The following is a 14,140-nucleotide window of genomic DNA, read 5'->3' on the forward strand; positions in this document are numbered from 1 at the left end:
TATTGGTGAGATGATGTTTTCGCTTCATACTTTACATCTCACATTTCACATAAAACATTTTACATTTAAGACAATATAACAAGATCCACATTTGATAAAGACAGACTATTTAACAGACGTCTGAAAATGGTTGTAGACAAAATTACTTTAAATAAATTTAAATGTGGTTTTCCAATACAAACCGTTGTGATTTGTTTTTCTTCAACAGTCATTAAAATAGCATCTGCGATGTTTTTGTTCTCTACTTTAATCACTTCGGCGCCCAGCTGTACGGCCAGTTTAAAATTATTAATCAGATAGCGTTGTTTGTCTAACGCAATTTTGGTACTGCTTTCTTTTGGAGTTTCTACATATAAAACATACCAGGATCCATTGTAATAACTAGCCAGACGTGCCGCTTTTCTGATTACAATTTTGGCTGTTTTATCGTTGCTGCTAATACAGGCCAGTAATTTTTCGTGTCTTAAAGCATGCAGTTGAGGTACTTCGTTTTCTACTTTTCGCACTACCTGGCTGGCTACTTCTTTCAAAGCCAATTCACGCAACTGTAAAATTTGTTCCGATTTGAAAAAATTAGACAAAGCGGTCTGAATCTTATCTGCTGTATAAATTTTTCCTTCTTTCAGCCGCGCAATCAAATCTTCAGAGGTCAAATCGATATTTACAACTTCATCGGCCAATCGTAAAACATTATCCGGAATACGTTCCTGAACATCAATACTCGTGATGCGTTTAACGTCTTCATTTAAACTTTCAATATGTTGAATATTTACTGCCGATATCACATTGATTCCGGCTTCCAGAATTTCCAAAACATCCTGCCAGCGTTTTTCATTTTTGCTTCCTTCAACGTTGGTGTGTGCGAGTTCATCGACAATTACAACTTCGGGTCTAAGGTTGATAATGGCCTGTACATCGAGTTCTTCCAGCTCTTTCCCTTTATAGAAAATGGTTCGCCGTGGAATCACAGGCAAACCAGATAAAAGCTCATGCGTTTCTTTTCGCATGTGCGTTTCGATGTAACCAATTTTTACATCAATTCCATTTCTTAAGAGTGAATGTGCTTCCTGCAGCATCCGATAGGTTTTACCCACACCGGCACTCATTCCGATGTAGATTTTGAATTTTCCCTTTCGTGATTTCTGAATTAAATCGAGAAAGTGCTGTGCATTATTTTCTTTTTCCATATTTTTTGCTTTAAGCAATAAGCTGTAGACTCTAAGCAGTAAGACGAAAGCTTACTGCTTAAAGCCTATGGCCTAAGGCTAAAAAGAAATCGCCAGCGAAGTCGTTACAAATGTATTGGTATCCGTTGGGAGATTGTTTTTTGTGAAAATTTCATCTTTACTGGAAAGATTTCTAGCTTCTATTCTAAACATTACATTGTCAGTTACTAAGTAATCAAAGTTAGCTGAAAATCCGTAAGTTTTAAAACCATTTGGAGTTTCTGTGGCAATAATTACTCCTTTTTCATCACTGTAATATTCGCCACGAGCTGCCAGCTGGATTTTATCTGTAGGTTTGTATTGGACAATCAAAATCGGAGAAAACCAGGTGTCGTATTTGTTACTGTTTTTAGCCGACTGTTGTGTACCAATATCAAAACCAGCCGTGATGTTTGTTTTGTCGGTTACTTTAAATTGTCCGTAGAAATTATTAAAGTAACGCCATTTTTTGTTGATATCCGGTTGCTCATTTCCAACATAAGTGCTCCAGTTTAAAACCACTTTGTCTGTTGGTTTGTAAGTGACCTGAGTTCCAAAAGCCGGAGTTTGGTTGCCTTCTACTTTTTGGATACGCTGCCAGCCGTTTAAATACATACCGGCTAAATACCATTCTCCGGACTCCGAAGTGTAACCAATTTTAACTCCCGTTTCATAATAAGGAGAGTTTTCAGCCAGAATTCCTCTGGTAAGATTTTGACAATCTTTTCCAATAGCACTTTCAAAACCAAGATGCGAAGGCATGATTCCCGCATCGACCCATAAATTATGAGAAGAAGAAATCTTCACTCCCACATTTGCTTCATATACATTTTTTAATAAACCCTGTTCGGCAGCCAGGTTGTATTCGGCATAAGTTCCGGCCATCAGCGCAAAATTTCCGCGTACATTACCTTTGCTGTAGTTTACTTTTGCTAATCCTAAATTGATGTTCATTTCATTACTTCTATTGTAGTTATAAATAAACCCCGGGCGAGTATGATTATCCGGTTTTGCGAAATCATAGCTGTAATAAACGTCTACATATCCTGAAAATGTAAACGGACTTTTAGATTCTTCCTGAGCATGTAAATTGCTAAAACCAAAAGCGATTAAAGCAGTAAGTATTGTTTTTTTCATTTTGTTTTTATTGTGAGAAAACAGTGTCCTCGGGTAGTAATTTATTTAGTAGATTTTTTTAGGAGCTAATCCCGCTATTCACTGCAATCTTTTGTGTCCTCCGCGGCGGACACAAAAGGATTTCCGTTTCTATCGGGGCTAGGGTATTTGGGGCAAAAAGGGGTTTTGTATTATAATTGGTTCTATATTCGAACAGGTTTCCAAAACCTGTTCGAAGAAAAACCTTAGAATCATAGTATCTCAGTACCTTTATTTCAACTGATCAAGAGCAATGTTCAATTCCAGTACATTCACCGTTGATGGACCTACAACAGCGGTATTGATTTTAGATGCTACCAAAGCTTTCACTTTAGCTTCGTCTAATTTTCTTTCTTTGGCAATACGTTTTACCTGAATCAAAGCACCTTGTGGTGAAACATTCGGGTCTAAACCGCTTCCTGAGGCCGTAACCATATCGGCAGGAATCTCTGATTTTTTCAGGTAGGGATGAACGATTAAGAAAGTATCCACTCTTTTTTGAACCAAAGCCAGATATTCCGCATTGCTTGGTCCTTTATTGCTTCCCGCACTTCCGGCAGCATTATAATCTACAGCCGAAGGTCTTCCCCAGAAATAATTGGACTTATCGAATTTCTGACCAATTTTTTGGTACCCTACCACTTTTCCGTTAACCGAAATGGTTTCTCCTTTTCCTTGATTTGGAGCAAATTGAGCGATTCCGTAGATTGCCAGAGGATAAATAACGGCAAACAGAATTACGGTGATCAGTGTAAGTTTTAATAGTGAAAGTATATTTTTCATTTTTTTATTTTTTAAGTTTCTGAGATGCTAAGTCTCTAAGATGCTAAGGAAAAAACTCAGAACCTTAGCAGCTTAGTTCCTTAGTAACTTCATGTTTACATAAATAGAGCAACAACTATATCAATTAACTTAATTCCGATAAAAGGTACAAGCAAACCGCCTAAACCATAGATCAATAAGTTTCTTTTTAAGATCGCACTTGCTCCGATTGGTTTATAATCGACACCTCTTAAGGCTAATGGAATCAATATAGGAATAATCACCGCGTTAAAAATTACAGCCGATAAAATAGCACTTTCCGGACTGTGCAGACGCATGATATTTAAACCTTCCAATGCCGGGATTGCCGTGATGAAAAGAGCAGGAACAATAGCAAAATATTTCGCTACGTCATTGGCAATGGAGAAAGTAGTCAGCGTACCACGAGTCATTAATAACTGTTTTCCAATTTCGATGATCTCGATTAATTTTGTTGGATCATTGTCAAGATCCACCATGTTTCCGGCTTCTTTAGCGGCCTGTGTTCCGCTGTTCATGGCAACACCCACGTTAGCTTGTGCAAGAGCAGGAGCATCGTTGGTTCCGTCACCCATCATGGCAACCAGTTTACCCAGATTTTGTTCGTTTTTAATGTAGTTCATTTTATCCTCAGGTTTTGCTTCGGCGATAAAATCATCAACACCGGCAGCCTCGGCAATAAACTTCGCAGTAAGCGGATTATCTCCGGTTACCATCACCGTTTTAACTCCCATTTTTCTCAAACGGTCAAAACGTTCTTTCATTCCCGTTTTAATGATATCCTGTAATTCGATAACCCCTTGAACCTGATTGTCTTTAATAACCACCAGCGGTGTTCCTCCTTTAGACGAAATATCAATTACCTTTTGAGCAATATCTTCTGGGAAAGAGTTTCCAGCCTGCAGTGCTATGTTTTTGGCGGCATCCTGAGCCCCTTTTCTAATATTGGTACCGTCTTTTAAAACAACTCCGGAAGTTCTGGTTTCTGCGGTAAATTTGATTAAAGTAGCACCTTCAATGGATAATTTACTGGCAAGTTCGGCTCCTGCCAATTCTACGATACTTTTCCCTTCCGGAGTGTCATCTGCCAATGAACTTAGCACGGCTGATTTTATAAAATCTTCTTCTGAAACCCCTTTCGCAGGATAAAAATTCGTTGCTTTTCTGTTTCCGATTGTAATGGTTCCGGTTTTATCTAAAAGTAAAACGTCAATATCTCCGGCAGTTTCAACCGCTTTTCCTGATTTTGTAATAACGTTAGCACGTAATGCTCTGTCCATACCCGCGATACCAATAGCTGAAAGCAAACCACCAATTGTAGTTGGAATTAAACATACAAACAAAGAGATGAAAGCCGCAATTGTGATAGGTGCATTTGCGTAGTCAGCAAACGGTTTTAAAGTCACACAAACAATTACGAAGATTAAAGTAAAGGCAGCCAGTAAAATCGTCAAAGCAATTTCGTTTGGTGTTTTCTGACGGCTTGCACCTTCTACCAAAGCAATCATTTTGTCTAAAAAGCTTTCTCCTGGTTCAGACGTTACAATTACTTTGATTTTGTCTGATAATACTTTTGTTCCGCCGGTTACAGAGGATTTGTCACCTCCGGCTTCTCTAATTACAGGGGCACTTTCTCCTGTAATGGCACTTTCGTCAATGGTAGCCAATCCTTCGATAATTTCACCGTCAGTGGCAATTAAATCGCCTGATTCACAAATGAAGATATCTCCTTTTTTCAATTCAGAAGAACTGATGTTTTTGATTTCTCCGTTAGGTAAAATTTGTCGGGCCGGAGTTTCTTCACGTGTTTTTCTTAAACTGTCGGCTTGTGCTTTTCCTCTGGCTTCAGCAATAGCTTCAGCAAAATTAGCAAACAACAAAGTGGCCAGTAAAATTAAAAATACAATTAAGTTGTAAATGAAACTACCCTGATCTGCAGCCCCCATTAAAATGGAAACACAAACAGCAAACATAATGGCAGTTCCTATTTCTACGGTAAACATTACCGGATTTTTGATCATCAATTTTGGATTAAGCTTTACAAAAGACTGCACCAAGGCTTCTTTTACCTGTTTGCTTTCAAACAATGATGTGGATTTATTATGAGTCATTTTTTTATATTATTTATTAGTTGACTGTTTCTTTTAACACATAGAAACATAGATTCTTTCTTTTGAGATTAAGGACGTTTTACTTTCATACATTCACATAGCTATGTGAAAAAATGAGTTTTCTTTAATTTTCTTTTGAATTCATTTTATCTATGTTTTTATGTGTTTAAAAAACATCGTTTAGCATTGAGAAATGGATTATTTTAGTGTAAAATATTCTGCCAATGGACCTAAAGCCAACGCTGGGAAGAATGATAACGCAGCAATAATTGCGATTACGGCAAAAACCATTATTCCAAAAATTGTAGTATCCGTTTTTAAAGTTCCTGCACTTTCCGGGATGTATTTTTTACCTGCCAGTAAACCTGCGATAGCCAATGGTCCAACGATTGGAATAAAACGGCTTAACAATAAAACAATTCCTGTAGTGATATTCCAAAACGGATTATTATCTCCTAAACCTTCAAAGCCTGAACCATTGTTGGCTGCACTTGAAGTATACTCGTATAACATTTCCGAGAATCCGTGATGTCCCGGATTGTTAAGCCAGCCTGTTGCATTTCCGCTAAACCACCATCCCATTGCTGTGTCATTTGCTGCAAAATAAGAAGCTAAAGCTGTTCCGGATAAGATTAATAAAGGGTGAAGAATTGCGATGAAAGCTGCAATTTTAACTTCCCGTGCTTCGATTTTCTTTCCTAAAAATTCAGGAGTTCGACCCACCATTAATCCGGAAATAAACACAGCCAGAATAATGAAAATGTAGAAGTTCAAAATACCAACACCACAACCACCATAAAACGCATTCACCATCATGGCAAGCAATTCCATAGCACCAGAAACCGGCATTGAGCTATCGTGCATACTATTTACAGAACCTGTAGAGATTACTGTTGTAGCAATACTCCAAAAACCTGAAATGGCTGGCCCTAGACGAGCCTCTTTTCCTTCCATTGCTCCGGTGGTCTGAGCGATTCCCATTTTCTCAATAGCAGGGCTTCCGTTCATTTCGCTCATTACCGTTGGGATAACCAGTAACAGAAATCCAACCGTCATAACACCAAAAATGACATAAGATAATTTTCTTTTTTTCAGATAAAAACCTAAAGCAAAAATCATGGCAAACGGAACAATTAATTGTGCCCATAATTCAACCGCATTACTAAAATAAGTTGGGTTTTCTAACGGGTGTGCTGAATTGGCTCCAAAAAAACCACCACCATTGGTACCGATATGTTTAATTGCAATAAATGCTGCGGCAGGTCCGCGGGAAACTTCTACGGTATCACCTTGTAAAGTGGTAATTGCATCTTTTCCTTCAAACGTCATAGGAGTTCCGCTAAACAATAGAGCAACTGCTACAATAGCAGAAAGAGGCAATAAAATACGTGTACAGCTTTTAACAAAATAATTGTAAAAGTTACCCAGTTTTTCAGTTGTTCTTTCCTTCATTGCAGTGAAAACCATTGCAGCTGCGGCTAGTCCTACACCCGCAGAGACAAATTGAAGGAACATCAGTAACATTTGTGACAGATAAGAAACACCGCTCTCCCCTGAATAATGTTGTAAATTACAATTGACAACAAAGGAAATGGCAGTATTAAAAGCCAGATCCGGACTCATTGATGGGTTGTTATCGGGATTTAAGAACAACGATCCCTGGAACAATAAAACAAAGAAGCAAAGAAAGAACCAAATCATGTTAATACCTAAAAGAGCTTTTAAGTGTTGTTTCCAGTTCATTTCTTCAGTGGAATTGATACCGCTGATTTTAAAGATAATTTTTTCAATTGGATTGAAAATGGGGTCAAAAAGTGTTTTGTCACCTAAATAAACTTTAGCAATATATTTTCCTATTGGAATGGCTAAAACTATCGTGATGATGAAAATACCAATGACACCTAATAATTCTGTATTCATATTTTGTTTGTTAGAAATTAAATAAAGTTTAAGCTTTTACAGATACATGATAAGTATGATAAAGGCTAATGTCCAAGCCATGTAAACAGATACCAGAAATATTTTTTTGGATTGTGACTTTTTCATTTTTTTAGAATTTTTCGGGTTTAATTAATACGTAAACCAAATAGCCAAAAACGGCGATCGAAATAATAAATAGTGCTGTCATGATTTAGATTTTTTCAAAAAATTCAACAGATTTGAAACAGATGCCAAAGAGCAGGGCACCCAGTGCGAGTAAAAGAAAGGTGATTAACATAGATTATTGGATTATTAGATTATTGGATGTTGGATCATTAGATTGTGATTTGTGAGATGTTAATTGTGAATATGATTTCATTTTACTTTTCACATCTTAACAGTTTACTAAAATCAGACTCCTGAAGTATTAATTTGTCGGATGTATTCAGCCCTAAGCGTTTGTGGAAAAAGATGAGAGATATTGCAGTGACGCATTTCCATAAAAGAAGAAACAGAGAAAACATATACATTTGAAATGGCGTTTTTAGTTTCGAAACTTCCGCTGATGAATAGGCGTTCAGCAAGTGCAAGACATTTTTTTGCCCGAACAATATTGCCGGATATAATTGATTTTTTGGTTATCTCAGCAAAGCGTTCCGCTTGTTTGTAGATTGAAGTGACTTGATTTTTCATGAGAATGAATTTTTGTGTTCTTCCCACTTATGCCAAAAGTCAGACCTAAATTGTAAAGGAATAGGTAAGGTGTTGTTGATAAACGAATTGCGGGTTTGTGCCAAAAATGAGGCATAAAAAAAGCCTATCAAAATGATAAGCTTTTATTGAAATGATAAGGAAATTTTAAGTTGCTTGTGAAGTGTAAAAAGTAAAAAGTGAGGTGTAAAATGTAAACAGTAAGATGTAAAAAGTAAGATGTAAAAGGTAAAAGGTGAAATAAGATATTTAAAAAGTAAAAGGTCAGAATTTCACAAATCGCATTTCACATTATCACATTGTCACATTGTCACATTGTCACATTGTCACATTACTACTGAATCCCGTACTCGTCTAATTTTCGGTACAAAGTTGCAATACCAATTTCGAGTAAACGGGCAGTTTCGGCCTTATTTCCTTTCGTGTAGTTTAAAACCTTCTGAATGTGCAGTTTTTCAACACTCTGCATCGAAAAGGCCGACATTTGTTTGGTGTTTTTTTCTGATTGATGTTGCATTTCGTATGGTAAAACATCTGAGGTCAGCGTATCGTCACTGCTTAGAATAACCGACCTTTCGATAATGTTCTTAAGTTCACGAATATTTCCCGGCCAGGAATAATGCTCGAGCTTTTGAATAAAATCGTCCGTTACATGCAGTGTCTTTTTATTCGTTTTTTCAGAGAATTGTTTGACAAAAGAGTGCGTCAAAAGTGAAATGTCTTTTATTCTTTCACGTAATGGTGGCAGCGTAATCTCAAAAATGTTGAGACGGAAATACAAATCCGAACGAAAACGATGTTCTTCGCTTTCTATTTTTAAATCTCTGTTTGTTGCGGCTATTAGCCTGAAATTTGATTTCTTTGGAGTGGTATCTCCAAGCGGAATGTACTCGCTGGTTTCTAAAACACGCAATAATTTGGCCTGCAGTTCAATAGGCATTTCCCCAATCTCATCCAGAAATAAAGTACCGCCATTGGCTTCTTCAATAAAACCTTTTTTATCTTTTAAAGCTCCGGTAAAAGCACCTTGTTTATGTCCGAAGAGCTCGCTTTCGAGGATTTCTTTGCTGAAAGTACTGCAATTTAAAGCGACAAAAGATTTACCTGTACGATTACTGTTTTCGTGAATAGCTTGCGCAAAAACTTCTTTTCCGGTGCCGGTTTCTCCCGTTAGTAAAACAGTCGAGTCCGTTTTAGCTACTTTTTTGGCTAAATCGACAACCTGTTCGATTCCTTTTGATTTTCCAATAATAGTATTAAAAGAGTATTTGTCTCCAATGCGTTTTTCAAGTTGTTTTACCTTTTTTTGCAAATGCACTTTCTCGACAGCTTTATACAGTAGTGGAATAATTTTATCATTATCGTCTCCCTTTACAATATAATCGAAAGCGCCATTTTTCATGGCCCGAACACCATCAGGAATATTCCCGAAAGCGGTGAGTAAAATTACTTCAATTAAAGGAAAGCTGGTTTTTATGTTCTGCAAAAAGTCTACACCATTTCCGTCGGGCAATTTTACATCACATAAAACGACATCAATATCGGTTTGTTCGAGTTTCTTGAAACCTGATTTTAAATCTTTGGCTTCAATTACTTCAAATCCTTCCGATTTAATAATGCGTGCCAGAAGACTTCTTAGTTTTTCTTCGTCGTCTATAATTAAAATTTTATGTGTCATTTGGGGATATTGTTAAGGAGGGGAGTTAATTTCGAGATACAAATTTACTCTTTAAATCTTTTGACTTACGTATTGTGGGATAAATTTGAAGAAAAAAAGGAGGGATGAATTCAGGTTTAAAAAAGTAAAGCTTCCGGTTTTTTCTGAAATTGCTCCAGCGGAGCAAAATATTTTTAGCAAATGTAAATTTCAGGTATCAAAAAGCTCCAGAGGAGCGAAATATAAATCTTTTGTTACGTTCTTGAATGAAGTGAAAAATTTTTATAAATATAGAATCTATGTCTCTAGTAGTTAAAAGCAATTACGCTAACAGATTATTGAAGATAGTATTCACTAGTGTTCCGTTTTTACGAAAGAAATATTATAAATCTATTAACAACAGAAAATAAAAGGGATCCATGTAAATGAAGTAGTTTTGTATTCTAGCATTTTTTTATATGAAAAACCCAATTTCAGTCTCATTATTAGAGCTCGCTATCATTACTCAGGATAGCAATGCCAAAGAAACATTTCAAAAAACAAAAGAAATAGCGCAACTAGCAGATAATTTAGGATACAAGCGATTCTGGCTTGCAGAACATCACAATATGGCACATGTTGCCAGTTCGGCTACGGTGGTGTTAATTGGTTACATTGCCAGTCAGACTCAAAATATTCGGGTGGGTTCCGGTGGAATCATGCTGCCCAATCATTCTCCTTTAATAGTAGCAGAGCAATTCGGAACCTTGGAAATACTTTATCCGGGTAGAATCGATTTAGGTTTAGGAAGAGCGCCCGGTACAGATCAGCCAACAGCTGAAGCTATTCGAAAAGATTTCTTTGAGCAGGCACAGCGGTTTCCGCAAAACGTAACCAAACTTCAGGATTACTTCTCGGTAGAAAATGCAACAGCAAAAGTACGAGCATTCCCAGCCGAAGGAACAAATGTTCCTATTTGGATTTTAGGCTCAAGTATGGATAGTGCTGCCCTTGCTGCTGCTTATGGATTGCCTTATGCGTTTGCCGGGCATTTTGCTCCCCGACAAATGATACAGGCGTTTGAATTCTATCGTGAAAATTTTCAGGCATCAGATACATTGGATAAACCCAAAACCATGGCGTGTGTCAATATCGTTGCCGCAGCTACCAACGAAGAAGCCGAAAGATTGTCTACAAGTCTCTATCAGATGTTTTTAAATTTAATTCGAAACGACCGCAAAGGATTACAACCGCCTGTCGATTCCCTTGATGATATTATGAGTGAAGAAGAACGCTTCCATGTGAATCAAATGACAGCTTGTACTTTTACCGGAGATAAAATACAGCTGGAGGCAGATCTTAAAAAGTTTATCAGTTATGCACAGATCGACGAGTTAATGGTAACCAGTCCAATATTTGATCGTCAGGCTAAGCTTAAAAGTATTCAAATTACAAAAGAAGTTATCGATAGCCTAAATTAAATGACTACATATATATAATAGTAGATTTGTTTATTGTACTTCTATAGTATACAACCCTACAGGTTTTAAAACCTGTAGGGTTTGTTTTTTTACTATCTATATATAAGGAGTGATTCTGTCCAGCTGAGCGAAGTAGAAGCTTGGTATTTGAGATTCGGAATTCGATACTATAATATAGTGTAGTTTTTGTCCAGCTGAGCGAAGTCGAAGCTTGGTATTCGAGATTCTATACTATATATAAAGAGTGATTCTGTCCAGCTGAGCGAAAATGCAAGAAAAGTAGTTTCTGTCCGGCTGAGCGAAGTCGAAGCTTGGTATTTGAGATTCTATACTATATATAAAGAGTGATTTTGTCCAGCTGAGCGAAGTCGAAGCCTTTATCTGCTACTATCGGGGCTAGGGCATGGATTTTCAAAGGAAAGATCGGTCATAAAACAAAAACTTCGCGCCTTTGCGTCATTGCGAGATTAGTAAAAAGCCAGTAAAAATGGGGCTTTGTATCTAAGAGTTTTATTTGAGAGAAGAAAAATCTTTCAAACCTGAAAATAGTTTAATTTGTAAAAGAGGTGTTATCAGACTGTTAAGAAGAATTTTTAAAAAAGATTAAAAATAAGTTTAGAAAAAGCTTGTGAAAGCGGATAAAGTGACTACTTTTGCACCCGCAACAGCGATAAACGTTCACCGAAATACTGACAAGCAAAGGAGTTAAGACGAAAAGAAATTTTCAAAAAAAGATTCGAAAAAGCTTGCGAGATTCGAAAACGGGTATTACATTTGCACCCCGCAAAACATGGGAAGTTCATTGAAAGATTGGTAAGGAGGGAAGTTGAAAACGAAAAGAAATTTTCTAAAAAAAAACTTCAAAAAACTCTTGCCGATTAGAAATAAGTTTTCTACTTTTGCACCCGCTTTGAGAGACAAGCGAAACAATAAAAAGAACACGTTCGTAGACATATTGAATTGACAGCCGTTTCGATGAAAATCGGAACAAAAGAATAAGAGTAATAGAATCGTAAGATTCGAAAAGAACCGATAGATATTCATCGCAATATAATATAAAAATATACGATGAAGAGTTTGATCCTGGCTCAGGATGAACGCTAGCGGCAGGCTTAACACATGCAAGTCGAGGGGTATATGTCTTCGGATATAGAGACCGGCGCACGGGTGCGTAACGCGTATGCAATCTACCTTTTACAGAGGGATAGCCCAGAGAAATTTGGATTAATACCTCATAGCATAGCAGTCTCGCATGAGATCACTATTAAAGTCACAACGGTAAAAGATGAGCATGCGTCCCATTAGCTAGTTGGTAAGGTAACGGCTTACCAAGGCTACGATGGGTAGGGGTCCTGAGAGGGAGATCCCCCACACTGGTACTGAGACACGGACCAGACTCCTACGGGAGGCAGCAGTGAGGAATATTGGACAATGGGCGCAAGCCTGATCCAGCCATGCCGCGTGCAGGATGACGGTCCTATGGATTGTAAACTGCTTTTGTACGAGAAGAAACACCCCGACGTGTCGGGACTTGACGGTATCGTAAGAATAAGGATCGGCTAACTCCGTGCCAGCAGCCGCGGTAATACGGAGGATCCAAGCGTTATCCGGAATCATTGGGTTTAAAGGGTCCGTAGGCGGTTTAGTAAGTCAGTGGTGAAAGCCCATCGCTCAACGGTGGAACGGCCATTGATACTGCTAAACTTGAATTATTAGGAAGTAACTAGAATATGTAGTGTAGCGGTGAAATGCTTAGAGATTACATGGAATACCAATTGCGAAGGCAGGTTACTACTAATGGATTGACGCTGATGGACGAAAGCGTGGGTAGCGAACAGGATTAGATACCCTGGTAGTCCACGCCGTAAACGATGGATACTAGCTGTTGGAAGCAATTTCAGTGGCTAAGCGAAAGTGATAAGTATCCCACCTGGGGAGTACGTTCGCAAGAATGAAACTCAAAGGAATTGACGGGGGCCCGCACAAGCGGTGGAGCATGTGGTTTAATTCGATGATACGCGAGGAACCTTACCAAGGCTTAAATGTAGTTTGACCGGTTTGGAAACAGATCTTTCGCAAGACAAATTACAAGGTGCTGCATGGTTGTCGTCAGCTCGTGCCGTGAGGTGTCAGGTTAAGTCCTATAACGAGCGCAACCCCTGTTGTTAGTTGCCAGCGAGTGAAGTCGGGAACTCTAACAAGACTGCCAGTGCAAACTGTGAGGAAGGTGGGGATGACGTCAAATCATCACGGCCCTTACGCCTTGGGCTACACACGTGCTACAATGGCCGGTACAGAGAGCAGCCACTGGGTGACCAGGAGCGAATCTATAAAACCGGTCACAGTTCGGATCGGAGTCTGCAACTCGACTCCGTGAAGCTGGAATCGCTAGTAATCGGATATCAGCCATGATCCGGTGAATACGTTCCCGGGCCTTGTACACACCGCCCGTCAAGCCATGGAAGCTGGGGGTGCCTGAAGTCGGTGACCGCAAGGAGCTGCCTAGGGTAAAACTGGTAACTAGGGCTAAGTCGTAACAAGGTAGCCGTACCGGAAGGTGCGGCTGGAACACCTCCTTTCTAGAGCCTTAATGTTAGCCTAGTGCACGTTAAGGAAAAAAGATGATTATTTATGGGTCTCTGAATTGGAGATTGTATTACTCTTGCTGTTAATTTAAAAAAATGAAAAGAATTAAGTAAAAACAGAGTCTCGTAGCTCAGCTGGTTAGAGTACTACACTGATAATGTAGGGGTCGGCAGTTCGAGTCTGCCCGGGACTACTTTTTAAAACAATTGACAATTGATAATTAACAATTGATAATTAATAACTAAAAAGACTGTAAGTTTAATTTAAAAGGAAATTTTAGAGGTTGAGTGACCGTTTTAAGTACTGTTAACTGAGAACTGTTAACTGACAACTAAAAAATGGGGGATTAGCTCAGCTGGCTAGAGCGCCTGCCTTGCACGCAGGAGGTCAACGGTTCGACTCCGTTATTCTCCACTAAGGGCTATAAGCTATAAGCTGTAGGCCGTAAGCTAAAAAGCTTAAAGCGTATTGCTTAAAGCCTAAAGCGAAACAAAGTTCATTGACATATTGAGATAAGAAAATAATAAGAAAGTA

The 14,140-nt window shown here is 38.3% G+C and carries 9 protein-coding genes, 2 tRNA genes and 1 rRNA gene; 4 read left to right on the plus strand and 8 right to left on the minus strand.

Features of this window, described 5'->3' with window-relative positions; all coding sequences use genetic code 11:
• Positions 1 to 65: 65 nt before the first annotated feature.
• From LNQ34_RS13810 to LNQ34_RS13845, 8 genes are all read right to left on the minus strand, one after another.
• Positions 66 to 1,187, minus strand: coding sequence for a universal stress protein (locus tag LNQ34_RS13810; RefSeq protein ID WP_202702665.1), 1,122 nt, complete (start codon positions 1,185 to 1,187; stop codon positions 66 to 68).
• A 78-nt stretch (positions 1,188 to 1,265) separates the two neighbouring features.
• A complete protein-coding gene (locus LNQ34_RS13815) occupies positions 1,266 to 2,342 on the minus strand; it encodes a porin (protein ID WP_230000156.1) in 1,077 nt (358 codons plus the stop codon).
• Between the two features lie 249 nt (positions 2,343 to 2,591).
• Positions 2,592 to 3,143 carry a K(+)-transporting ATPase subunit C gene (locus tag LNQ34_RS13820; RefSeq protein ID WP_017496757.1) on the minus strand — a complete coding sequence of 184 codons (552 nt, stop codon included), beginning with the start codon at positions 3,141 to 3,143 and terminating at the stop codon, positions 2,592 to 2,594.
• Positions 3,144 to 3,238: 95 nt separating this feature from the next.
• On the minus strand, positions 3,239 to 5,272 hold the full coding sequence (kdpB, locus tag LNQ34_RS13825) for a potassium-transporting ATPase subunit KdpB (protein ID WP_230000157.1): 2,034 nt from the start codon (positions 5,270 to 5,272) through the stop codon (positions 3,239 to 3,241).
• A 198-nt stretch (positions 5,273 to 5,470) separates the two neighbouring features.
• Positions 5,471 to 7,192 (minus strand): potassium-transporting ATPase subunit KdpA, encoded by a 1,722-nt coding sequence (gene kdpA, locus LNQ34_RS13830; protein ID WP_230000158.1) that lies wholly within the window; start codon positions 7,190 to 7,192, stop codon positions 5,471 to 5,473.
• 130 nt (positions 7,193 to 7,322) lie between these two features.
• Positions 7,323 to 7,400 carry a K(+)-transporting ATPase subunit F gene (gene kdpF, locus LNQ34_RS13835; protein WP_072975519.1) on the minus strand — a complete coding sequence of 26 codons (78 nt, stop codon included), beginning with the start codon at positions 7,398 to 7,400 and terminating at the stop codon, positions 7,323 to 7,325.
• Positions 7,401 to 7,603: 203 nt separating this feature from the next.
• Positions 7,604 to 7,885: a DUF7674 family protein gene (locus LNQ34_RS13840; protein WP_070905468.1), complete on the minus strand. Its 282-nt coding sequence runs from the start codon at positions 7,883 to 7,885 to the stop codon at positions 7,604 to 7,606.
• Positions 7,886 to 8,237: 352 nt separating this feature from the next.
• Positions 8,238 to 9,581 carry a sigma-54-dependent transcriptional regulator gene (locus tag LNQ34_RS13845; protein ID WP_230000159.1) on the minus strand — a complete coding sequence of 448 codons (1,344 nt, stop codon included), beginning with the start codon at positions 9,579 to 9,581 and terminating at the stop codon, positions 8,238 to 8,240.
• Between the two features lie 437 nt (positions 9,582 to 10,018).
• Here LNQ34_RS13845 and LNQ34_RS13850 point away from each other — a divergent pair, with 437 nt between their 5' ends.
• The 4 genes from LNQ34_RS13850 to LNQ34_RS13865 all read left to right on the plus strand — a co-directional run bounded on the left by LNQ34_RS13850 (position 10,019) and on the right by LNQ34_RS13865 (position 14,020).
• Positions 10,019 to 11,020, plus strand: a complete 1,002-nt coding sequence (locus LNQ34_RS13850; RefSeq protein ID WP_230000160.1) for an LLM class flavin-dependent oxidoreductase — start codon at positions 10,019 to 10,021, stop codon at positions 11,018 to 11,020.
• 1,065 nt (positions 11,021 to 12,085) lie between these two features.
• Positions 12,086 to 13,599, plus strand: a 16S ribosomal RNA gene (locus tag LNQ34_RS13855).
• Positions 13,600 to 13,725: 126 nt separating this feature from the next.
• Positions 13,726 to 13,799: transfer RNA gene (locus LNQ34_RS13860), tRNA-Ile, on the plus strand.
• 147 nt (positions 13,800 to 13,946) lie between these two features.
• Positions 13,947 to 14,020 (plus strand) — tRNA-Ala (locus LNQ34_RS13865).
• Positions 14,021 to 14,140 lie beyond the last annotated feature (120 nt).

Source organism: Flavobacterium lipolyticum, from assembly GCF_020905335.1.
Lineage (GTDB): Bacteria > Bacteroidota > Bacteroidia > Flavobacteriales > Flavobacteriaceae > Flavobacterium > Flavobacterium lipolyticum.

Bases quoted from the DNA above. Each gene is read 5' to 3' on its own strand.
- LNQ34_RS13810 (WP_202702665.1), bottom strand. From the start codon at position 1,187: ATGGAAAAAGAAAATAATGCACAGCACTTTCTCGATTTAATTCAGAAA.
- LNQ34_RS13815 (WP_230000156.1), bottom strand. From the start codon at position 2,342: ATGAAAAAAACAATACTTACTGCTTTAATCGCTTTTGGTTTTAGCAAT.
- LNQ34_RS13820 (WP_017496757.1), bottom strand. From the start codon at position 3,143: ATGAAAAATATACTTTCACTATTAAAACTTACACTGATCACCGTAATT.
- kdpB (WP_230000157.1), bottom strand. From the start codon at position 5,272: ATGACTCATAATAAATCCACATCATTGTTTGAAAGCAAACAGGTAAAA.
- kdpA (WP_230000158.1), bottom strand. From the start codon at position 7,192: ATGAATACAGAATTATTAGGTGTCATTGGTATTTTCATCATCACGATA.
- kdpF (WP_072975519.1), bottom strand. From the start codon at position 7,400: ATGACAGCACTATTTATTATTTCGATCGCCGTTTTTGGCTATTTGGTT.
- LNQ34_RS13840 (WP_070905468.1), bottom strand. From the start codon at position 7,885: ATGAAAAATCAAGTCACTTCAATCTACAAACAAGCGGAACGCTTTGCT.
- LNQ34_RS13845 (WP_230000159.1), bottom strand. From the start codon at position 9,581: ATGACACATAAAATTTTAATTATAGACGACGAAGAAAAACTAAGAAGT.
- LNQ34_RS13850 (WP_230000160.1), top strand. From the start codon at position 10,019: ATGAAAAACCCAATTTCAGTCTCATTATTAGAGCTCGCTATCATTACT.